Below are 23,256 nucleotides of genomic sequence, written 5' to 3' on the forward strand. Positions count from 1 at the left end.
GCCGCGCTGGCGTTTAGCGCTGAGGCTGAGCATCTGTTCAAGCCTAAATTCTTACGCTTAAATTCGCTGCCACCCAAGCAGCAAAATGACTCTAGCGTTTACCCCTCACGTGCAGTGACCCGTTCTGAAACACCTTCAATCTTTTCTCTTGTCCTCTTACTTATCTGAGTAAAACATTATGTCCTTTTTCAAATTTTTAGCGTTGGTGTTCGCCTCTATGAGCTTGACTGTGCTAATTTCGTGCAGCACGCCACCACCCGACACGGCTTCTGCACCGACCAGTCCCTCCCCGGCTCAAAGCAGCATGGCGATGAGTGGCATGGCTCATGGTGGGAAGCCCAAGATCAACATCAATACTGCCATCTTGTCCGAGTTGGATAAGTTTGAAGCACAGCTTGGTGTGCCAGCGCTGTCGAACAAAATTCAGGCAAGCCGCCCCTACGGTAAACCCGAAGAGTTGGTGTCGAAAAATGTGATTAACCAGGCACAGTTTGATCAGATTAAAGACATGGTGACGATCGAAGACATCGTGCTGACTGGGGAAGCAAAAGATATCGACTACATGACCAAGCTGGGCTTGATGAAAGGTCATCTGCTCGTTGCTAAAGAACTGCTAGATCTGCAAAAACCTGAACAGGCAGAACCGCACATCGGGCATCCCGTCGAAGAGATCTATGCGGATGTCGAAGATCAGCTTACAGAACGGAACGTCAAGGAATTCAAGACAACGCTGATTGCTTTCCAGGATTTAGTCCGAGCCGGAGCAAAGGACACGACCAAAGTGGACAGCGAATTCACAACATCAATGCGGGCTGTAGACGGCGCGATCGCTACCTTACCCGCAGCCCAACGTCAGTCTCCCAACTTTGTGCTGCAAGTGATCAACGGATTACTAGATACCGCCAACGCTGAATATGGTGCGGCGATCGCAAATGGCAAAATTACTCAGGCGATCGAATACCAGGATTCACGCGGGTTTGTCCAGTATGCAGGTGAACTCTATGCAGGCATTGCGCCTCAAGTAGAGAAGCAAAACCCTGACACGCACAAGGCAATCCAGCAAACGATGGCTGAACTTACGAAGGTGTGGCCCGCGCCCATTCCTCCTGCCGCTGCCGTCAAAACACCGACTCAAGTGTCTCAACTCATCAAGACCGTTGAGGTGGACACTCGAAAGGCAGCCAAGACCTCTTAAAGCAGAGCCTGATAGGGGCGAACGATCGTTCGCCCCGACGATGATGGGCTTTTTCTTAAAAATCACTTTAAGCTGGTAGGAGTCTGCCTTTTTGCGATGTGCAGGGCTAGAACTGAAGTAAACAACTTCGCCTCTAATTCTCGTTCTTCGCTTACCCCCAACGCTTTACCTTATGGACTTTAGCTCTGCCTTACCGACCTTTATCATTACCCTGCGCGAGGGGGTAGAAGCCGCTCTTGTGGTGGGCATTGTGCTTGCTTACCTTAAAAAAGCAAAACAGTCGCACCTCAACACGTGGGTGTACGGCGGTATTGCAGGTGGACTGGTCGTGAGCGCTTTGGTCGGCATCTTATTTGGCTTCGTGCTCCAAGCGCTAGGGTCGTCCAACCAAAAGTATGCACCAGTCTTTGAGCCGCTGCTAGAAGGAGTCTTTAGCGCGGCAGCGGTCGTTATGTTGAGCTGGATGTTGATTTGGATGACGCAACAGGCACGTTTACTTAAAGGTCAGGTGGAAGGCGCGATCGGGGCGACACTGCAAGGTGGTAATGCAGCCGGATGGGGCATCTTTGGACTCATCTTTTTCGCCGTGCTGCGAGAAGGCTTTGAAACCGTGCTCTTTATTGCCGCTAAGTTTCAGCAAGGGCTGATCCCTGCAGTAGGGGCTATAGCAGGCATTGTCTGCGCGATCGCGATCGGCTTTCTCCTGTTTCGCTGGGGTGTGCAAATCAACCTCCGCGCCTTCTTTTTGGTCATGGGCATTTTCCTGCTACTAATTGTTGCGGGTTTAGTCGTTTCGGCACTGGGTCATTTTGATACGGCTATCAGCACCCTTTCCAAGATCGATCGTCAGTCCGAAGGTCTTTGTTTCTATTACGAACGCTTTACCAAGTTTCCCTCATGCGTGTTAGGACCAATGGTTTGGAATACCAGCAAAGTCCTTCCTGATAGCCAGTTTCCGGGTGTAATTCTGCATACGCTGTTTGGCTACGAAGACAAACTTTACGTTGTGCAGGCAATTGGCTATGTGCTGTTTCTCCTCAGCATCGGCAGTATCTACCTCAAAAGCGTGATGGGATGGAAACTGCCGTTTGCGAAAAGCGCTCAGGTGGAATCGTCGGTTGGTAAATGATGGTACCTGTAGTGATGGATGTGCTACGTCCTTACGAAGGCTCTACTTAGGAGATTTCTAGCAAAGAAACTACCAGCGGGTATATTCTTTTCCAGAGATCGCATTAGAGCTTGCTAAAAAATAACTGGACACTTTTGGATCAGCTATCAGCTATGAGCTATCAGCTATCAGCTATCAGCTATCAGCTATCGGCTATCAGCTATCAGCTATCAGCTATCGGCTATCAGCTATCAGCTATCGGCTTTTCGCTGACGGCTGACGGCTACAGACCATGCTGTTATTTCTGTACAACTCCTTAATGATCTTCCAGAAGTAACCGCGCCAAGCTAGGCAACGCTTCGCCATAAGTGGGGTGAATGTGAACGGACTGTTCCAGCAATTGCCAGGTTGCACCCGCTTCCATTAAGGATAGAAACACATGTACCAACTCAGCCGTTTCATAACCGACTAGCGTTGCGCCAAGAATCTTATTGGTGTCATTGTCAATGACCATCCGGTAAAAGCCTAGTTCGTGCCCCCATTCGATCGCCCGTGCAATCTGACTCATGGGAAGCGTGACGCTACGAGCATTAATCCCTTTTTTCTGCGCCTGTTCTAACGTCATACCAACCCGTCCCACTTGTGGTTCGGTATAGACGGCATACCCAAGAACGCGATCGTGCCGATGGCGCTGTTCGCCGTTGAGAATGGCTTTTAGACGACGGTAGTCTTCCCAGGAAACGTGGGTAAAAGCAGGCTGCTTGGCAGCATCGCCGATCGCATAAACGCCAGAACAGGTGGTATGAAACTGGTCGTCAATTTTGACAAAGCCCTTGTCATCTAGCTCAATCCCGCTGGCGGCTACATTAAGGGCACCTGTGTTCGGTTTGCGCCCAATCACGATCAGCAATGCTTCTCCCTGAAGCTGGTCGCCATTGCTCAAGGTCAGCGTAAACACATTGTTCTTATAGGCAACTTGCTCGGCATTGACTCCAAAGTGAAGCTGAATGCCGTCCTGCTTGAACGCGTCGGCTAGGGTCTCGCTCACGTCAGCCTCTTCTTGACCGAGAACGCGATCGCCCCGCACGATCAGATGTGTCTCACTGCCCAACCGCGCTAACCCTTGTCCTAACTCCAAGCCAATATAACCGGCTCCCAGGACTAACAAACGAGGCGGCAAGGCTTTTAGATCAAAGAAATTCCGGTTGGTGAGGTACGGGGTGCCTGCCAGTCCGGGAAGATCAGGCACCAATGACGATGTACCTGTATTGATGACGACTAGAGGCGCTTGTACAGTGACCTCACCACCTTTGACCGTGCGTTCGCCCACAAACGATGCTTCAGCACAGACAACCCTGACACCCGCACTTTCTAGACGCGTGTGAACGCCCTGGTTGAAGCGATCGCGAATTCCTCTCACGCGCTCCATCACTGCCGGAAAGTCAACGTTGACCTGAGTGTGAATGCCTAATTTTTTTGCCTGCCGCGATCGTCCTGCTCCATGAGCCGCTGCCAAAAACGCCTTCGACGGTGTGCAGCCATAGTTGATACAGCTACCGCCTAACGCATCCCGTTCAAACACAACGACCTTGCGTCCCTCTTTAGCGTAATCAGCCGCCAGAGGCACCCCACCCTGTCCGCTTCCGATCACAATCACATCTGCTGTTTCCACCACTGGCTGGTCTCCCTGAGAAGAGTACTCTACGCAATGCTGAGGCTTTAAGTTAAAGATCGCTTGAAGTTACGCTGAGCGAGCGATTAATTTCTTCATCATTGAATTCTGATGTTACTTTAAGCGCTCGATCGCTGTATTTTGCCACAAAGACTCGTCATTATTCTTCTGTGTGTTTGACGGCAGGTACGCGCCTTGAGGTATAGGTTCAGGCTGCGTTGAGAGCGGTCAGCGGTCAGCGATCAGCGATCAGCTTTTCTCTAACCACTGACTAAGGTGCTATCAACATTCCTCCGACCGCCAATTGCTAGTAACTATAGCGGTTCTCTAACATGCTTTTAAGACATGAGTCGGTTCACGATTAGGGCGAGCAGCCAGCCCTGGGTATGGCTCAATAGCAAAGGTTTGATTTGGCTGGCTTCGGTTTGTCTCACCTAATAAATGGCGATCGCAAGCACCAAACAATTCGGCTTCTGTGTGAGCATGGCGCATCTCGCTTAAGAATGCTCCTGTAACATCAACGCCCTGACCGATGTAGTTGAGATACATTTTCATGTGGTTGACACGCGCACGCTCTGGTATGGACGGCATAGCTGTCGCGCACCGTAGGCGTTCAATATAGCCGCGCACCGCAGGTAGTGCGATCGTTGAGACGGGTTGACCGCTCAGGTGTTGGCGAGTTTGATGAAAAATCCAGGGGTTGCGAATTGCCGCACGACCAATCATTACTCCAGCGGCTCTTGTTTGAGCTAAGACAGCAGCAGCAGCAAAGGCAGAGGTGACATTCCCGTTGGCGAAGACGGGACACTGCACTCGTTGCACCGCATGAGCGATCAGGTCGTAATGCACGTCGCTATGGTACATCTCCTTCACCGTGCGACCATGCAAGCTCAGCAAGTCAATGTTGTGCCGATTAATAAGGTCGAGAATGCGATCGAAGTTAGCAGTGTCGTCAAAACCCAGTCGCATTTTGACGGTTAAGCGCCCAGCCACAGCCTTACGCAGTTCGCCAAGCATATGATCGATTTTGTCAGGATCGCGCAACAGTCCGCCGCCAACGTTTTTGCGATAAATTCTAGGGGCGGGGCAACCCAGATTCAAGTCGATGCCCGCGATCGGATACTGGCTCAGCTCACCAGCCACGCGCACTAAATCAGGAATGCTCTCGCCAATGAGTTGAGCAAAAACAGGGCGATCGGTTGCGTTCTCTGTAATCGATCGCAGAATGTTTTTGTGCAGCCCTGAATTGGCGTAGACGCGGAAATACTCTGTAAAGAAGTAGTCGGGACTGCCATAGTGGGCGATCACACTCATGAAGCGCAGATCCGTCACGTCTTGCATCGGCGCAAGCGCGGTCAACGGGAGTCCTGGAGCGAGTGGTAGAGGAAGACGGTGGACGGGTGGCATGGGCAATTTATGGGACGGTGCTTGAGAGCTACGAACAAACCCTGTTGGAGGCTTGGTATGACTACTTTAACGCTTGAGAGCGAACCCCTTGCCGCACAAATCAGAGTGACTGACGAGAAGCTAACGGTGGATCTAGTTGATGGGCGAAGTCTGATTGTTCCTTTATCCTGGTATCCACGCCTGCTGCACGCTTCCCATAAGGAACGGCAAAACTGGCAGCTCTTGGGAGAGGGTTACGCGATCGAGTGGATTGATTTGGACGAACACATTGGAATCGAAGGTTTGCTAGCAGGCAGGCAAAGCGGCGAAAGCCCTCATTCGTTTGAGCGTTGGTTAGCGACACGGGCTACTTCATGAAAGGTCAGCCATGCCATCATCGCCGCGAATGATCGCCAGGATTTGTCCTGCTGTGACCAGTTGCCCTGGAGTACAGAGTATCGCTGTTACAATGCCGGGTGCTTCGGCAAGCAGCGTCATTTCTTGCTTCATGGCTTCCAGGATGATGATGCCTGTGTCTTCTGTGACGCGATCGCCCGGTTTGACCAAAATTTGCCACACGTTAGCGGTAGTAGCAGCCGTCAGAGCATAGCAGTCGTCAGGAATTTCAACCGTTGGCGTGGGAGGACGATCGGGTTCGGCAGCGATCGCGCGTTCATCGTCGGCATTGAGTGCCCAGCGATCGCGCTCTGCTTGAAATGCCGCTTGCTGACGGGTTTTAAAGGCAGTTGCTTCATCCGCAATGCTGGTTAGAAACTGCTGATAGTCCTGTAAGTTGAAGGTCGTTTCTTCAATCTTCAGCTTGCATTTGCCTTCAATAAAATCCTCACGGAGTTGCGTTAGTTCAGCGTTAGACACTGGGTAAAACCGGATCTGATCGAAGAATCGCAGCAGCCAGGGGTTGCCGTCTGTGAAGTCTGCCGTTTGTTTGTAGCGATTCCACACCTGCACCGTGCGCCCCACAAACTGGTAGCCGCCGGGACCTTCCATCCCGTAAATGCAGAGGTAGGCACCACCAATGCCAACGGCGTTTTCAGGTGTCCAGGTGCGAGCAGGATTGTATTTAGTAGTGACGAGGCGATGACGCGGATCGAGCGGGACAGCAACAGGCGCACCGAGATAGACATCGCCTAGCCCCATGACGAGATAGCTGGCGTTGAAAACGATTTCTTTTACGGCTTCAATGCTATCCAAGCCGTTGATGCGGCGAATGAATTCGATATTACTGGGACACCAGGGCGCATCGTTTCGCACCGACTGCATATATTTTTGAATGGCTAGTTGTGTCGATGCATCATCCCAGGACAGAGGCAGATGGACAATGCGAGTTGGTAAAGTTTTCAGGTCAGCGATCGCAGGCAACTGCACTTCAATTGCTTGCAACGCTGTCAGCAAATCTCGCTGCGAAAGTATCCGGCTATCGTAATGTACCTGGAGCGATCGCATTCCCGGCGTAAGCTCCAAAATGCCTGCAATGGGATGGGTGTGCAGATACGTCATCAACTCATGCACCCGGAAGCGCAAGTTTAAATCCAGCACCAGTTCACCATACTCAATCAGCAGATACTTGTCGCTTGCCTGACGATACGTGACGGTAATTTGGGTTTCGGTTGCAGGCAGTGTGGCAAGAATGGCGCGTTCACTTGTGTGTGCGAAGCGCGTATCGCTGGAACTATCATCTGCAACGGTTGTGGATTGACCAACTTGCAGCGTTTGAATCTGACGATCCAACTGCAATTCTTGCTGTAACGCTTGATCAAACGTCAGGCGATGGAATTGAATGGTGTTGCCCGGTTTGAGCTGTCCAATTTTCCATAGTTCGGCTTCGGCGATCGTCGCAGGGCAGACAAACCCACCTAAGCTAGGACCGTCTAGCCCAAGAATGATCGGCATATCACCCGTGAAGTCGATCGTACCAACAGCGTAGGCATTGTCATGAATATTTGAGGGATGTAGTCCTGCTTCGCCGCCATCCTGCCGTGCCCACTGCGGTTTAGGACCAATCAACCGAATACCTGTACGTGCTGAGTTGTAATGCACTTCCCAGTGAGTGCTGAAAAACGTTGCGATGTCTGCATCGGTGAAGAAATCAGGTGCGCCGTGAGGACCATACAGCACGCCAATTTCCCAATGGGTCGGGTAGGTAGGAATCAGTTCAGACGGCAACGTGTGCGATTCCTGAGGCAAGGCTGCATTCAACTTCAGCACATCACCGACTTGCAAGGCTCTGCCACCGTGACCGCCAAAGCCACCTAACGTAAAGGTCGCTTTGCTGCCCAAATAGTTGGGTACATCCAACCCACCCTGCACAGAAAGGTATGTCCGAAACCCATTGCCCTGGATGGTGCCCAGACGAAGCGTACTGCCTGCTTTGACGGGAACGGCTGTCCAAACGGCGATCGGCTCCTTGTCCAATGTTGCCTTCATCGCCGCACCCGTGAGACAGATGACGGTATCGGTATTGAAGCGCAAAGTAGAACCCGACAGCGTAAACTCCAACCCAGCGGTGGCTTCTGGGTTGCCCAAAATCCGGTTACCGAGCCGAAATGCCAGCGAATCCATTGGACCAGACGGTGGCACACCCACATCCCAATAACCCACGCGTCCGGGATAGTCTTGCACGGTCGTCATGGTGCCTGCTACAAGGACATCGATCGTCCTGGGGTGATAGGCAAGCTCGTTGAGAAACTTGGTCGTCAAGGTGGCAGTGGCAAAGGCAGGTGCGGCAATGATTTGGCGTAAATACTCCAGATTTGTTTCAATGCCATCAATGCGAGAGGTAGCGAGGGCAGTTTGGAGGGATGCGATCGCCACCGCACGCGATGCCCCATGCACAATCACTTTTGCTAGTAGTGGATCATAGAAGGGCGATACCTCTGTTCCGGTGGCAATCCAGGTGTCACAGCGGATGTTAGCCGGAAACTGCACGTTGGTTAACATCCCAGAACTGGGCTGAAAGGTTTTGTTTGGGTCTTCGGCATACACCCGCACCTGAATCGAATGCCCGTTTGGTTGATAGCGGTAGGTGTCCAGCGACAGCGACTCGCCTGCTGCCTGTCGCACCATCCACTCCACTAAATCTATACCCGTAATGGCTTCGGTGACACCATGCTCAACTTGCAGGCGCGTGTTGACTTCTAGAAAATAAAATTGTTCGGTGTCTACGTCGTAAATGAATTCAACGGTTCCCGCCGATCGATAGTGCACTGCTTGACCGAGTTGCATCGCAGACGTATACAACTGCTGTCGCAGTGCGGCGCTGATCTGAGGTGCAGGTGCCTCTTCGATGACTTTCTGATTGCGTCGCTGAATCGAACAATCGCGCTCACCCAGGGCAATCACTGTACCCTGACCATCGCCAAAAATCTGTACTTCGATGTGTCGCGCCCGTTCGACATATTTTTCGAGAAAGACACCGCTTTCGTTAAAGTTATTGCGGCTTAAGCGCTGCACGGTTTCAAACAAACTTGCCAGCGTCTCTTCCTCACGGCAAAGCTGCATCCCAATGCCACCACCACCAGCCGTGCTTTTGATCATTACGGGGTAGCCGATCGCCGTTGCCGCCTGTCGTACCTGATCCAGAGTGGTTAGTAACGGCGTACCGGGGACGAGGGGGAGTCCGGCTTGTTCGGCGATCGCCCGTGCCTCATGTTTCAAGCCAAACTGCTGAATTTGCTCTGGGCTAGGACCAATAAATACAATTCCCGCTCGAACACACGCTTCCGCAAAGGCAACATTCTCACTCAAAAAGCCATAACCAGGATGAATGGCATCTGCCCCAGTTGCTTTTGCTGCTGCCAAAATGGCATCTGCCTGTAAGTAGCTCTCTGCTGCTGCTGCCTTTCCCACACAGACGGCTTCATCCGCTGCTGCCACGTGTGCGGCATGTGCATCCGCTTCGGAATACACAGCAACAGAAGCAATGTTTAAGCGATCGAGTGTGCGTATGATGCGGCAGGCGATTTCACCCCGATTAGCAATCAGAACTTTGGCGAACATAATCAGTCAATCAACGGATAGCCAATAGCTAACATTACATTAGTTAGCAGGTGCAGGCTGAGGCGGACCAGAGGTCGTTGGGGGCGGCGCAGGTTCAGCGGGCGGCAGTTCAGGAGCGGTGTCTTGGGGGGGTGGCGCTGCTTCAGGGACTGCTGGGTCTGGTGATTGATCGGGTGCTGCTGGCACTGGCGCACTACCGTTGGAGTCGCCTGCGGGAGCACGTGTGGGTTCTCCAGACTCTTTTGGATAGCTCCGATAGCTGTCTGAATTGCCGCTGCTAGGCTGAGGCGCTTCGCCGTCATACATTTGAGCTGGCTTGACTGGCTTTGCCTTGAGCGTCCCTTTCCGATTGTCAAGCTTGGGCAACTCAGCAAACTTCTCAACGGGCATCCCCTTCACAACGATGGTCATAAAGTTGTGCCAGACTTCGGCTGCTGTGCTGCTGTAGCTCCAGGTGGGGGTGTTGTCATCGTTGCCTAACCAAACGCCAGCCGCCATCTGAGGGACAAAGCCGATAAACCACAGATCGCGGGCATCTTCAGAGGTACCTGTCTTCCCTGCAACGGGTCTACCAATTTGAGCCGCCTGCCCAGTCCCGCTGTTGACGACGTTCTGCATCATCCAGGTGACGATCGCAACCGTATCTTGGTCGATCGCTCGTTTGGGCTTCAAGTTAGCCGTGTAGATCACATCACCATTGCGGTTGATAATGCGACGAATACCGTGCGATTCGGCATGGTTGCCTTTTGCCGCTAAAGTGGCGTAGGCAGTAGTGATTTCCAGCAGGTTGACCTCAGATGCGCCGAGTGCCAGAGAATACGTTGGCAATAGCTCGGATTTAATACCCATGTCATGACCTAATTTGATGACCGGATCAAACCCGACATCAATTAGCAGGCGCACTGAAACCAGATTGATGGAATTAGTAATGGCATCTCGCAGAGACAGCCAGCCACTATATTTTCTACCGTAGTTTTGGGGTTTGTAGCCATCTACTGTTAACGGCGCATCCAAATACGACGCGTAGGGGGAAATGCCGGTTGCGATCGCCGTAGTGTACAGAATCGGCTTAAACGATGATCCTGGCTGTCGCTGCGCCTGGGTCACCCGGTTGAACTGGCTGGTAACAAAGTCAGTGCCACCAACCATTGCCCGGATTTCACCGTTACGGGGATCAACCGCTACTAACGCTGCCTGCTTGAAGCCTTCGGCAGGACCAATATTTTTCACAGCGTCTTTGACCGCTTTTTCCGCTGCCTGCTGCCATGCCGGGTTGAGGCTGGTTTCAACCGTCAGCCCTCCGGCTTCTAGCTGTTCTTTTGAAATCAGCTTGGGCAGTTGCTGCTGTACGTAGGATGTGAAGTAAGGCGTATCGCTATACAGCTTCTTGGGAGAGCTAGGCTTGAGTGTCAGCGGTTGAGCACGCGCTTGTTCGACCTCAGCTTCGGTGATGTAACCCGCTTCCTGCATCCGATCGAGCACAATATCGCGTCGCTGACGGGCAACTTGCGGGTTTACCAGGGGCGAGTAGTCACTGGGAGCAGGGGGTAAGCCTGCGATCGTAGCGGTCTCTGACAACGTTAGTTGATTCACCGATTTGCTGTAGTAAACCCAGGCAGCGTCAGCAACTCCATAGGCTCCTGAACCCAGATAAACCAAATTGAGGTACTTTTCCAGCACCTGATCTTTACTCAGGGTGCGCTCAATTTTCTGAGCCAGGAACGCTTCCTGAACCTTGCGTTTCATCGTGCGATCCTGGTTCAAGTAGACGATGCGTGCAACCTGCTGCGTAATGGTGCTGCCGCCTTCAACAAAATCGCGGGCAAGCAAATTGGATGCCACTGCCCGCAGAATGGACTGATAGTCAACACCGTTGTGCTGGTAAAAACGACGGTCTTCAGCGGCAATGAAGGCTTTGACAACGCGATCGGGCACTTGCTTGATCGTGAGCTTTTGCCGGGTTGCAGAGCCAAGCTGCTGTAAAACAACGCCATTAGCCGCTCTAATCGTCAACGTCCCATTCTGGTTAAAGCTGGCGATCGCTGAGACATCAGGCAAGCTCTTTTCGACCGTTTGCATACCCCACGCTAGAGCGCCGCCACCACTGACCGCCACAAGCGCCAGCCAAAAAGTATACCGACGATGCAATGGCTTACCCATGCGAAAACGCTTGCCGTGTGAAGCAACGGGATCAGCGGGATCAGCCTTTGATGCTGGCTTCACTGGTAACGTAGAGGATGGTTTGACCGCACTGTCTGGTCGCAACTCAGACCGCAGCGGAGCAGAACCGTTTGAGCGGATCGATAAGTTTTTGAGTTTTGAAAGAAAGTTTTCCACATTACAGCCTCATCACCACCAACCGATCGCCGCTCTCATTGTAAGGGGTTGGGATCGAAATTTGTCTCAGGGTACAGGCAAACCCTGAGAAGTCTGACGACCCAGCCTTGGCGTGAACTCCAATGAGCGCCTGCTATATCTTGGCAGAATCCTGACAGGGGTCAAGCTCTTGACAGAATCTTGACAGCGGTTCAATCGACGATCGTCGAGCCTGTGCCCTCAGCCAAGCCGCTCCAGACTAGACGATCGCCCAAAGCAGCATTCAAACGACAAGCACCAGGCAAATTTGAGTAAGATAGCAAGCTGCAAAATGCACTTTTGTATAAGTAGGCACACTAATAATGCCTATACCCCAGCATGACCCAGAGCTAAGGCAGCGACCAACATGCCTAACACTAGAAAGGGTTGAGCGCTTGCCTGATATTTCACATCGTTTTCGAGCGGGTTGCGCAAAAAGTACATGTCCTGAAAGGTCATTTGCGGAATGATCAGCAACAGCAGGATAGCAGCATAGAGATTTTCGTGAATGCTAATCAAATAAACAGCGATGCCAGCCTGAAAAATATCAATCATACCGACGCAGATCCAGGCAGCGGTAGTGATCCCAAACATGACGGGTAGAGATTTTAAGCCCAACTGCCGATCGCCCTCCACACTTTTAAAGTCGTTCACAACTGCAATCCCTAAGCCTGCCAAACTATAGAACAGGGTCAGAACCATAATCGTCGGGTTCAGGTCGCCAAACAGCGCGTGACCCGCCCACCAGGGCAGCGCGATATAACTCGCACCCAACGCATAGTTTCCTAGCCAGCCATTTTGCTTCAGCTTCAGCGGGGGCGCAGAGTAGATGTAAGACAGAAACGAGCCAATGAGCGCCAAGATGGTAATCGTTGGAAAGTCATGACCTGCCCACCGATCGAGCGCATAAGCCACACCAACCCCACCCAAAAGCAAAATAAAGATCTGTGCTTTTACTTGAGACAGGAGAATCGCTCCAGAGGGAATCGGGCGATAGGGTTCGTTGATTGCGTCAATGTCACGGTCATAAAAGTCATTGAGCGTCTGCGTGTAGCCTGTCAGAAAAGGACCCGACATTAACATACAGGCAGCCGAAATCAGCACACTCTCTAACGTCCAACGGAAATTGCCCGATGAGGCAGCGCCGCAGACAACACCCCAGATAAGCGGAATCCAGGTAATCGGCTTCATCAACTGTAGACGAATCTTCCAGATCGACGTTTCACCTTGTTGGGCACCTTTCATGCCGAGGAGTTGGCGAGCTTTGGCATTGCGATCGCCTACAGGTACCGACGCGCCCCCATCTGGCGCGAGATCAGCAGCAATGGGTTCGTCTGATAGTGGAGCAGGATTTGATTCAGTCATACAGCGTCACTATCCAAATCAGAACTAAGTGGACTTGAAAAAAGTCAGGTTTTCCAGCACATCAGCCGACAGGAGCCAGAAGTCAGAAGGAAATAATGAGAAAATTATCCTGAAACTTTGCGCCAGCAACAGGTTTACCGCTCAATTCTGGTGGTAGCAGAATGTTCCGCCGCTGGTCGCCTGCCTCGATCGTAATTTCGGGTCCAGACTGCGTCAGCTTCACCTGCTTCTTGTCGAAACCGGGCAGAAAGAGGCTGACTTTACGCTCTGCCACGTTGATCGCGATCGGACGAGGAGCCTGAGACGCTTGCTCAAAGTCAGGCAGTGCATCAATCAGCGGTTGCCAATCGTCAGTTGCTTGCGTCGGAATCGGTGTCACGGTAAGCGGAGCAAAGGTTGGCGCGACTGCCGCACTCTCATGGGTACGATTTAACAGCACACCACCCACGGTCAGCCCGACTTGTTGTGCAGCACCCCAGAGGTAGGTTGCCGTTGCGATCGCCGCCGCATCGTCTGTGGTGACCAGATACGCTGCCACCCGCTTGGGATCGGCTAGTGCTTGCTTCCCCTGCTCCAGAATATTGGTTGCCTGCTGAGCGGCTGGTTGATTGAAGATATCATCCGTCCAACTGACGTTTAGTACCGCACTGGCGATCGGCTGTAAGAAAGGTGACAGGGTTCGACCCAAATCCGAATCAGCAAACACCTTGCGAAACCGACGGGCGTACCAGCTCAAAATTTCGGGCATCCCAAACAGACGTAGCGTTGCCTGATCGCCCGTGCCGTCATACACAATGACATCGTACTTGCCGCTGGCATCGTATTCTCTCAATGCATTCAACACAAGGGCATTGTCCATCCCCGGCAACACGCCCAACTCCTGCCCAAAGACTTCCTTAAAAAACGGCGTTCGTAGGTATTGCGCTTCGAGTTTCTTCACCTCTTCCCAACTGCGCTCTAGCAGCAACGCCGCTTGAAACTGCACGGCAAAAAAATTGGGCGAAAGTTCGTGTGGGTCAGTGCCAGGAACCTCGCCCAAAAGGATCTCCAGCGCTGGTACTGGCTCCTGTAATGCCAGCAACACCCGCTTTCCCTGAGTAGCAAACCGCTTGGCTGCCGCGATCGCGATCGTCGTCCGACCAACGCCACCTTTGCCCAAAAAAGTCAAAATTAGAGCCATGTCTCTTGCTTTTACGCCCAATGCAGTACGTTTGCCAGCCGAAAGTTCTGCCAGCGTCCCTCTTATGGTAACGATTGCCTAAAATCTGCACACGTTCTTTGGGAATGTTACCGTGCGATCGACCCAACCTTTAATCAGTTGCTTTCGGGCGCAAGCTTCACCTCATCCTCAAAAAACCAAATGGCTGAGCCATCAGTGAACTTGACTAGAAACCCAACGCCACTGCCATCTGTCATTTTGTAATCCTGGATCACGCCAACTTCGCCCAGCTTTTTAGCAATGACCGGAGACACGCGATCGCGCAACCGATACACACGAACCTTCTGTCCGACTTCCATCGCAACTCCAAGACTATAAAACCAAGCATCAGTGTATCAGCGTCAGGGGGAGAATTGGGAGGAAAGAGGATGCAGGGGAAGCAGAGGGAGCATGGGAGGCAGTAGGGAGCAGAGGGAGTACGGCAATGAATGAAGACGCTTCAAACGACTTCCCCAACGTTTCTTCCTCTGTCTCCCCACCCCTCACTCCACCGCGAAGCGGAAGCAAGCTACACTCCTCTCCCCTCACTTCCCCCAAAGCCTTAGAATCCAAGAGTTCAACCTCTCCAAAATCTCATGCTGGCGAAGCGAATTTTACCCTGTTTGGATGTGAAAGCAGGACGAGTTGTGAAAGGAGTCAATTTTGTTGACTTGCGAGATGCAGGTGATCCGGTCGAGTTGGCGCAAGTTTACAACCAGGCAGGAGCCGATGAGCTGGTGTTTCTGGACATCACGGCAACGCACGAAGACCGAGGCATCATTTTCGATGTGGTGTATCGGACGGCAGAGCAAGTGTTTATTCCCCTTACGGTTGGAGGCGGCATCCAAAACTTAGAAACTATTAAACAATTGTTAAGGGCTGGTGCCGATAAAGTGAGCATCAACTCAGCAGCAGTGCGTGATCCCAACCTGATTGATCGCGCCAGTGAACGCTTTGGCAACCAGTGTATCGTTGTGGCGATCGATGCCCGTCGCAGGCTAGATACCGACCATCCCGGTTGGGATGTATACGTGCGTGGCGGACGAGAAAATACAGGACTGGACGCGATCGCGTGGGCGAAAAACCTTGAGCAGCGCGGTGCTGGAGAGCTTCTGGTTACAAGCATGGATGCTGACGGCACTCAGGCAGGCTATGACCTGGAACTAACGCGCACGATCGCCGAACAGGTCGAAATTCCCGTGATTGCCTCAGGCGGAGCCGGAACCTGTGAGCACATTCATGCGGCACTCACAGACGGCAAGGCAGAAGCCGCTCTCCTCGCCTCGTTGCTGCATTATGGGCACCTCACAGTCGCTCAGATCAAAGCTTATCTGGCAAAGCAAAAAGTGCCTATCCGCCCGGTTTGAAGCCCTGTATTGCTTAATTTAGGATTGAGGCAAAAGCGATCGCTGTCCCCTGCAAGGAGGATGAGGGGAGTTTGCGGGTGGCACATTGCGCGAATAAGGCTTCGAGCTGCAAGGGCGTAATACCAATTCTACAAAATCGCGCTACAGATTCGTTCTTGCTGCTGACCGCTGACTGCTGACCGCTGACCGCTGACCGCTGACCGCCAGCCAAGGATTGCATCTGTAGCGACAGCTTAGGGAAATGGTATAAAACCTGTCAACCGGGGGTTCCACAGTGCGCTGAGGGGATGACGAAATCTGAGTATCTGTTACAATACTTTAGATATGCTGATACTCATTCTTGCCATCGTCATCGCCTTGGTCGCCTGGTCGCTTCATCTAATGCAGCAGGCAGTCGATCGCAACGAGTTTTCGCTGATGCTAGCAGGCACACTGGTTGCGTTCTCCGCAGCGGCAATGGTAGCGGTTTATTTCTTAATGGGAAACTACATCGGGTATGTCACGGGCATGACACACACTTCGTCTCGCGCTTTGCCTTCAGATGTAGCTGTTTGGGTCTTGGAATCTGATAGCAGTGGAGGGAACATGAGTGGCGTAGTGACTAAGGTTCCTGCATCTGACCCAAAATCTGCGCTTCAATCAAGAGCGGTTGCTTGGGACGCATTGTAAACAAGCTTCTAAGGGTAAGATGCTTTTTTAATTGCAATAAGGTTAGAAATGCTACGAGATTGGCAAAACTAGATCTGAACCGTTCGCTAGTGGTATCCATAGCTTATCTTCTAGCCGATTCGCTTCAATCTCAGATTGGAGTCATCATTGTGACCGTTCGATGCGCTCTTGACTGAAATCAGGTCTGTAGTGACGATGTTGCTACAATCCCATCCGCTCTCATGTTTTTATCCCGTCATTGTGAATGCAGTGCCTTGGGAATGCTTCCCTGCTGACGTGACCTAAAGAGTTTCTTACCACTATGGACTACGCAATCTCTGACCTTGATGCCATGAGTCGCCAGTTAACGAGCCTGGAACGAACGAAGAAGGCAAAAATGCTAGTTGTCGATGACGAGCCTGACAATCTTGATTTGCTGTATCGTACCTTTCGCCGCGATTTTCAGGTGCTAAAAGCAGAAAGCGGTGTACGTGCATTGGAGCTGTTGGAATCTGAAGGCGAGGTTGCCGTCATCATCTCAGACCAACGGATGCCAGAGATGAAAGGGACTGAGTTTCTCAGCCGCACAGTACCGCAGTTTCCAGACACAATGCGGATCATTCTCACTGGCTTTACGGATGTTGAGGATCTGGTAGAGGCGATCAACTCTGGACAGGTTTACAAGTACATCACGAAGCCGTGGGATCCAAACGAATTGAAAGCGGTTGTGCAACGTGCTGCCGAAACTTACGACCTGCTGAAGCAGCGAACAGAAGAATTGCGCCGATCGCAATCGCAAACGGCTTTACTATCTGCGATCGTTCGCACTGCTCAGGAGTCAGCCAGTCTAGAGGAAAGCCTGCTGCCGATCGCGGCTGCGTTTGGCAAAAGCTTTCAGGCAGATGGTTGCATTCTCCAGCTGGTTGAAGGTAAGCAGCTCGTAGCAACTCAAGGCAAATACAGCGCGAATGATGCGCTGGAGAATTGGCTTGAGCACGATCCTCTGGTGCAAGCAGCGATCGCCACCCAAAAAACGCAGGCTGCGGTCAACATCCCCTCTGATCCTGACCTTGCAGCGATCGAACATTACGTAACCTCTGGCATACAGGCACATTTGCTGATCCCAGTGACCTATCGGCAGGAAGCCCTTGCTGTGCTGTCGTTGCAATGGTGTCAACCATCAACGTTGCGGGAAGATGAACTGGTGCTGCTACACCTCTCTGCCCAGCAAGTCGCGCTAGCGCTAACCTGTACTCGCTATTACCGTCCAGTGACCTAGAGCTGAGCCTGTAGAGACGCTCCATTTCAGGCTTCTACAGGCACCAGTCCAACGCATTAGCCTCTCGCTAGACGTAAGACGCGATCGTCTCCCGATACTGACTCTTGGGCTTCACACCCTTCATTTCTGCCACTTTATCTTTGTCTTTAAAGAACTGAATCGTCGGTGTGCCAACCACTCCAGCCGCTTCAGCAATTTCTGGGTCTTGCTCAATGTCAATTTCGATGTAGTGAATTTTGCCGTCAAATTCATCCACCACTTTATTGAGAATGGGCTTGAGCGTGTGGCATGGACCGCACTGAGGAGACGCATATTTGACCACAATCAGGCGATCGCTGTCGTGGTAAAGCTTACGCAGCGCATAGCCCCCTTCATGACGAGTCCGCTCAACGCTGAACTCAGTTTCCTGTTCCGCTTCGGTTTTCTTCGCCACGGCTTCTGCAACTGGCTTTTCAGAGTCAGTCTGGTGAAACTCTTGGATCAGATTATTGGCAGAAAGCCACCGTTCTGCCAGCATGGCGGACATACAGCCCGTACCTGCTGCTGTAATTGCCTGACGAAATTCGTGATCTTGCACGTCGCCAGCGGTGAAAACGCCCTCGACGCTCGTCTCCACTGACCCATGCTTGGTGACAATGTAGCCCACATCATCCAGCTCTAGCTGGTCTTTGAAAAGGGACGTGTTGGGAGTATGCCCGATCGCGTAGAACAATCCTTTGACGTGCAGCTCGCTCTCCTCGCCCGTTTTCGTGTCTTTGATTTTGACCCCTTTCATGTGGTCTTCTTCACCAAACACATCCATGATATCGGTGTTCCAGTGCAGGGTGATTTTCGGATTGTTCAAAACCCGATCCTGCATTGCCTTACTGGCACGCATTTTCTCGGTTCGCACCAGCATGTGTACATGAGAGCCGTACTTGGTCAGGTAAATCGATTCTTCTGCTGCCGAGTCGCCGCCACCAACAACCGCCAGTTCTGCCGATCGAAAAATCGGTGTTGCGCCATCACAAATCGCACAGGCGGAAATACCACGGCTCCAGAACTGGCTTTCGCACGGTAGACCCAGCCGCTTTGCCGTTGCGCCTGTAGCAATCACGACACTATGCGCCAAGACTTCTCGTTCGTCCGATCGGATCACAAAGGGACGTTGGCTGAAATCGACTGAGATGACATCTTCAGTCACCAACTCTGCGCCCCAGCGAATTGCCTGCGCTTTCATGCGATCCATCAACTGTGGTCCGGTAATGCCTTCTGGGAAGCCAGGAAAGTTCTCTACTTCGGTGGTTGTCATGAGTTGCCCACCAGGTAAGCCACCCGCTTGATAACCCTCAAACATAAACGGCTTGAGATTAGCACGAGCAGCATAAATAGCGGCGGTATACCCGGCTGGACCGGAGCCGATAATCACTACGTTTTCGATCGTTGGGGTGGTCATTGCTCTTTACAAACTCATAACGACTACGGATAGTATAGCGCGATCGCAGTGGGATGAAAACCCCTACTGCGCCTAAATGGTGTCTTCAGAGAGACTGAGCAGGGCTACTTATAGCCTCTGACAGCAAGGTTGAAGTTCTCTCGATGACTGACAATCTCGGAAAACCCTGCTTGCTGGAGCTTTTGACTGAGTGTTTCAGCGGTGAAGGCAGTGCGATGTAAGTGGTGAATCCCAAACGCGTGGGTTGGTCGGTAACCATATACGAGGTCGATCGCGGCGATCGGTCCGCCTGGAGAATGGTAAAGCGTGCCCTCCAAGTTGCCTTGAGCAATCTGTTCTGCGGCACTTTGAATATCAGGCACACTGATCAGAACCAAGCCACCCGGCTTTAAAACGCGATACATCTCAGCAAGCGCAATAGGCACTTCGTCGTAGTAAATATGCTCCAGGTTGTGAGACGAAAAGACCGCATCGACCGAGGCGCTGGGAACAGCGCTCAGATCGGTAATCGTGCCAAGGATGTCTGGCTCCACTAATGGATCAATATCAAGCCGAATTTCTCGCCATGCGTCTGTACGGAATAGTTCTGGCAAGGCATCAGGGCGGTACGGACCACAGCCTACATGCAGCAGCCGTTTGACTTCATCCGAGTGAACTGACGTGATTGGCAGAGGTAGTGCTTGAGTCTGTTGCTCCAAGCGCTCTCGTACTACTTGCTGATAAAACTGTTCCAGTCCCTTCACGCAAGCGGTGTCGTCGAAAAGATAGTGCTGCTGATCGCTCATTTGCTGCGCGATCGCTCGTCTCCACTCTGGCTCCAAACCAAGGCGTACCGCAATTTCAACGTACTCCGCTTCATCCTGAGCGATCGTTTCGGTGATACCCATCATCGTGAGCATCCCGAACGACTGACGACCTCGCATAAACTCGCCAACATGACTGACGATCGGCAAATTGCAGGCGATCGCGTCGAACGTAGTGTGTCCACCCGAAAAATCAGGCGTATCTAAAAACACCTCTGCATCCAGCAGTAAACTGGTGTAGTCTTGCCAGCTTTGCCCTGGTAGAAATACACAATGATCATCGCTATTCAGCCCGACAACCAGAAACGCTTGCTGGAGCCGCTGACGGAATTGCCGTTCTAAGCTTGGGCTACAGCGGAGTGTCCCTGTTGACCGCACAATAAAAACGAATTTTGCCTGGGGCACGCGTTGCGCGATCGCCACAAACAAACAGTCGTGCTGCGGCAGATATTTAGTGATGAACTGGCAGGAGATATAGAGTACAGCCTCTGCGCTGATCCCAAAGTCCGCACGCGTTTTCGTCGGTGCTGGAATAATTGGCTGCGGATAGCTAATCCCAAGATTGGGGAGCCGAATGAGCGTTTCTGTGTAATGCTCCTGGGCGTTTTCTGGCTCAATCAACGCGCCAGAGAGGTAATAGTCGATCGTGGGTATGCCAGAGGTGACAGGATGCCCCCAGGTGCTACACTGCACGGGCGCTAATTGCAGACAGGCAATCATTGCCGTTGGCTTGTGGGTGCCGATCGCCAAAAACACCAAAACATGTAGCTTGTCGTCAAGAATCTGCTGACTCACTGCTGATAAATCATTGGGAATAGAACGGTACACATCGCTTAGAGCGTGAAATGACTCTGTGCCACTATCGCTAGCAGAGCCAGTGTTGTAGCAGTAAATTTCAAATTGACTGCGATCGTGATGTTGCAACCAGCCCACTGCCCAGCGCGACATACTGTTTGCACCCATTGAATCAGCAAGATAGCCGATTCGGATTTTGCCCGTCGCCGGGATTGGCGGCATGGCTAGGGGCGTTAACCAATCTGGATAGCTCTCACGCATGACACGCTGTAATAATTGCCCATCAATTGACTGCAATGCTCGAACGTTCACTGCTTGATATGCCAGATAAAACGTGCCGAGCATGAGAATGCTGGTAAAGCTAACGGTCTCGTGTTGAACCTCCGTCAACTCGACCTGATGTTGCAGAGTTTTAAGACCCTGTTCAAACCGCTGATAATAGCTGGCAAGCTCATCCACGTTTTGATAGAGCAGCGGTAGGATTGTTTGTGGAAAAATCCTCAAGAGGGGATCGTCTGGTTCCAGGTTTGCTGCACTACGGATGCAGTCGATCGCCGCGTCAATTTGTCCACAGAGCTGATAGCATTCGCTCAGTGCGAAATAGTCGCTCAGCGTTCCCACGGTAAGTGCAAAGGCAGCGCGAAATTCCTCGATCGCGGCTTCATGATTACCAGCACGCTTTAACGAATGGGCAAAGAAGCTATGGGCACTAGCCAGATCTCCAGCAGCAGTATACGCCTCACCTAATTTCCGTAGGATGTCAGGATCAAGCTGTTTGTGCAACAGCGCTTGACGATAAGCGGCGATCGCGGGTTCAGCCTTTTGCTGTGCCATGAGCGCATCGCCCAAACGGAGATGCCCACCAAATTCGTTAGGTTTAATGACGATCGCCTGCTGAAACAACGCTTCTGCCTGACTGCTTTCACCAGTCTGAAGCAAAAGATCGCCCAGGCGATGGAGCGTGTCAATGTAGGTTGCATCTAGCGTGTGCGCCCGCTGATAGGCTGCGATCGCCTCCGCAGTGTGCATCATTCGTTCCAGCACCAAACCGCTGACATGGTGCGCTAAAGCGTGATTTGGTTGAAGTGTGAGCGACTGCTGCAATACTTCAAGCGTTGCCTCGTCGTTTTCAGCCAAATGGTACAGCATACCTAAACGAAACCAAATCTCAGCATTCTGAGGCTCAAACTGTAGAAGTGTTCGATACTTCTGTTCTGCTTCAGCTAAACAACCGTCGAGATGCAGTTGTACCGCTTCTTTAGCTAAGGTTTCGAGGTATGACCAATTTGGGTGTACAGGCAGATTGTAAATGGCATCAATCACAGCCCGATCGCGATGTTGCTGCCAGTCAAACTCATCCTGAGCACGAGGATTGCTGGCATCCCAACTTAAAATCAGCCAGCCTTGAGCACACAGACCTTGCCTGAACAGGTGACTTTCGGTGTCACTTGAGGCATCAAGCAACAGTCTTGCTGGCAAATTGGTGGCTAAAAAATCCCATGTTGCTTGTCGAACAGTGCCTAACGCCCCTTGACTGATGAGTATGAGTGACTGATCGGCAAGAAACGACTGTGCCAGCATTAGCCCCAGCATTTGCGATCGATAATCAGTCTCGCCACTGTAAACATAGACACCGATCCGATCGCTTAGCTCTGCTTCCTTTAACTCAGCAAAAAACTCTTCGCAGGATTGACCACAGAAAAGCACCTGTTCCTCTAGCCCGAAAGCAGTCAAATTCTCAAACAGGCGATCAGTCACCGCTTCAAACTTGGCGTTGCCCGTATCTTCAACCGCATAAGCCATACACTGCGGCTGATGACGCAAAGCACCAATAAGGTTGACTCCTTGCTGGCAACCTACTTCGCAGTACACTTCCCCTGGTGCTAAGGCACCAGTAGCAGCATTGAGCAGCTGTAGCACTGGCGCACTGGTCAACGCACCCGTTTGCTCCAGTAACTGATAAAGCTGCGGTTCAAGCAAGTCTAGTGGTGCTTGCCAAGCTTGCTCAAGCTGAGATAGCTGTGCCATAAACTGCTGAATGTCCATTTCGCTCACTCAAATCAATCAGGTTAGCAGCAATTTAAGCCTTTCTCCCCGGGGAGAAGGGTTTGGGATGAGGGCAATTTATACCTTTATGTAGCAACGTCCATAATCGTTTTACAGGTCTTTTCGCCAAAACGCTCCCTTCCATCTTGCCCAAGTTGCTGCAATCATGCACAGCGCTGACCCGCGAACCGAATCCTGCCGATTAATAGAGCGTTCCTTTCGGAGCATTCAGATAAGAGATGAGAAAAATTCGGCGTTGCTGAAGGCAAGTATGATTTAACCCTCATCCCCAGCCCTTCTCCCCAGGGAGAAGGGAGGTAGAAGTCCTGTCTCCTCTACCTTTGGGAGAGAGTTAGGGTGAGGGCGGATTTTGCGGTTCATACCTCGATTTAGCAACGCCAAAAATTCCTGCCGTTAGGGGTGATCGCCATTCGTCGCCACAGGAGATCGATCGTTTCTTGAGCGCTCCGTTTCTGAAAATCGCTTGGGGACGAGCGCACGTGGCTGTAGAAGTCTCACTAAAAGCCCTTGCTAGCGTGCTTGGAAAGCAGAGCAAAGCCGCCATTCAACTCATTTTCTCAGAAAAA

Annotated in this window: 17 protein-coding genes; 7 read left to right on the forward strand and 10 right to left on the reverse strand. The window is 51.9% G+C overall.

What is annotated here, in order from left to right; genetic code table 11:
- The first annotated feature begins 178 nt into the window (after positions 1-178).
- Positions 179-1,195, forward strand: coding sequence for a 4-helix bundle domain-containing protein (locus AC5JO6_RS04825; RefSeq protein WP_496079913.1), 1,017 nt, complete (start codon positions 179-181; stop codon positions 1,193-1,195).
- A 172-nt stretch (positions 1,196-1,367) separates the two neighbouring features.
- Entirely contained in the window at positions 1,368-2,324 is a 957-nt protein-coding gene (locus AC5JO6_RS04830) for an FTR1 family iron permease (RefSeq protein ID WP_496079914.1), read from the forward strand.
- A gap of 295 nt (positions 2,325-2,619) precedes the next feature.
- Here AC5JO6_RS04830 and AC5JO6_RS04835 read toward each other — a convergent pair whose 3' ends face one another.
- Both AC5JO6_RS04835 and AC5JO6_RS04840 read right to left on the reverse strand, forming a co-directional pair.
- On the reverse strand, positions 2,620-3,975 hold the full coding sequence (locus AC5JO6_RS04835) for a dihydrolipoyl dehydrogenase family protein (RefSeq protein WP_496079961.1): 1,356 nt from the start codon (positions 3,973-3,975) through the stop codon (positions 2,620-2,622).
- 327 nt (positions 3,976-4,302) lie between these two features.
- A complete protein-coding gene (locus AC5JO6_RS04840) occupies positions 4,303-5,382 on the reverse strand; it encodes a tRNA-dihydrouridine synthase family protein (RefSeq protein WP_496079915.1) in 1,080 nt (359 codons plus the stop codon).
- Between the two features lie 57 nt (positions 5,383-5,439).
- Here AC5JO6_RS04840 and AC5JO6_RS04845 point away from each other — a divergent pair, with 57 nt between their 5' ends.
- Positions 5,440-5,739 (forward strand): DUF2442 domain-containing protein, encoded by a 300-nt coding sequence (locus AC5JO6_RS04845; RefSeq protein ID WP_496079916.1) that lies wholly within the window; start codon positions 5,440-5,442, stop codon positions 5,737-5,739.
- Here the strand turns inward: AC5JO6_RS04845 and uca are convergent.
- Together uca and AC5JO6_RS04855 are read right to left on the reverse strand one after the other, a co-directional pair.
- Entirely contained in the window at positions 5,734-9,378 is a 3,645-nt protein-coding gene (uca, locus tag AC5JO6_RS04850) for an urea carboxylase (RefSeq protein ID WP_496079917.1), read from the reverse strand. The genes AC5JO6_RS04845 and uca overlap by 6 nt on opposite strands.
- 39 nt (positions 9,379-9,417) lie before the next feature.
- Complete coding sequence (locus AC5JO6_RS04855) at positions 9,418-11,538, reverse strand: transglycosylase domain-containing protein (protein ID WP_496079918.1); 2,121 nt, start codon at positions 11,536-11,538, stop codon at positions 9,418-9,420.
- On the opposite strand from AC5JO6_RS04855, the gene AC5JO6_RS04860 reads away from it, so the two are divergent.
- Positions 11,537-11,803, forward strand: coding sequence for a hypothetical protein (locus tag AC5JO6_RS04860; RefSeq protein ID WP_496079919.1), 267 nt, complete (start codon positions 11,537-11,539; stop codon positions 11,801-11,803). The two genes, AC5JO6_RS04855 and AC5JO6_RS04860, sit on opposite strands and share 2 nt — an antisense overlap.
- A 257-nt stretch (positions 11,804-12,060) precedes the next feature.
- Here the strand turns inward: AC5JO6_RS04860 and chlG are convergent, their stop codons facing one another.
- From chlG to petP, 3 genes are all read right to left on the reverse strand, one after another.
- The gene (gene chlG, locus AC5JO6_RS04865; RefSeq protein ID WP_496079920.1) at positions 12,061-13,098 is read right to left on the reverse strand and encodes a chlorophyll synthase ChlG; all 1,038 of its coding nucleotides are present in this window, start codon (positions 13,096-13,098) and stop codon (positions 12,061-12,063) included.
- A gap of 82 nt (positions 13,099-13,180) precedes the next feature.
- On the reverse strand, positions 13,181-14,278 hold the full coding sequence (locus AC5JO6_RS04870; RefSeq protein WP_496079921.1) for a Get3/ArsA fold putative tail anchor-mediating ATPase NosAFP: 1,098 nt from the start codon (positions 14,276-14,278) through the stop codon (positions 13,181-13,183).
- Between the two features lie 134 nt (positions 14,279-14,412).
- Positions 14,413-14,616 carry a cytochrome b6f subunit PetP gene (gene petP, locus AC5JO6_RS04875; protein WP_496079922.1) on the reverse strand — a complete coding sequence of 68 codons (204 nt, stop codon included), beginning with the start codon at positions 14,614-14,616 and terminating at the stop codon, positions 14,413-14,415.
- Positions 14,617-14,892: 276 nt separating this feature from the next.
- On the opposite strand from petP, the gene hisF reads away from it, so the two are divergent.
- Positions 14,893-15,663 (forward strand): imidazole glycerol phosphate synthase subunit HisF, encoded by a 771-nt coding sequence (hisF, locus tag AC5JO6_RS04880; protein ID WP_496079923.1) that lies wholly within the window; start codon positions 14,893-14,895, stop codon positions 15,661-15,663.
- A 13-nt stretch (positions 15,664-15,676) separates the two neighbouring features.
- Here the strand turns inward: hisF and AC5JO6_RS04885 are convergent, their stop codons facing one another.
- A complete protein-coding gene (locus AC5JO6_RS04885; RefSeq protein WP_496079924.1) occupies positions 15,677-15,883 on the reverse strand; it encodes a hypothetical protein in 207 nt (68 codons plus the stop codon).
- Positions 15,884-15,987: 104 nt separating this feature from the next.
- Between AC5JO6_RS04885 and AC5JO6_RS04890 the strand changes: the two genes are divergently transcribed.
- Positions 15,988-16,332: a hypothetical protein gene (locus AC5JO6_RS04890; RefSeq protein ID WP_496079925.1), complete on the forward strand. Its 345-nt coding sequence runs from the start codon at positions 15,988-15,990 to the stop codon at positions 16,330-16,332.
- A 301-nt stretch (positions 16,333-16,633) separates the two neighbouring features.
- Entirely contained in the window at positions 16,634-17,590 is a 957-nt protein-coding gene (locus tag AC5JO6_RS04895; protein ID WP_496079926.1) for a response regulator, read from the forward strand.
- Between the two features lie 67 nt (positions 17,591-17,657).
- On the opposite strand, the gene trxB is transcribed toward AC5JO6_RS04895, so the two are convergent.
- Together trxB and AC5JO6_RS04905 are read right to left on the reverse strand one after the other, a co-directional pair.
- Positions 17,658-19,025, reverse strand: coding sequence for a thioredoxin-disulfide reductase (trxB, locus tag AC5JO6_RS04900; RefSeq protein WP_496079927.1), 1,368 nt, complete (start codon positions 19,023-19,025; stop codon positions 17,658-17,660).
- A 104-nt stretch (positions 19,026-19,129) separates the two neighbouring features.
- Complete coding sequence (locus AC5JO6_RS04905) at positions 19,130-22,669, reverse strand: O-linked N-acetylglucosamine transferase family protein (protein WP_496079928.1); 3,540 nt, start codon at positions 22,667-22,669, stop codon at positions 19,130-19,132.
- Between the last annotated feature and the right edge of the window lie 587 nt (positions 22,670-23,256).

The sequence above is a fragment of the Tildeniella sp. genome (assembly GCF_059505325.1).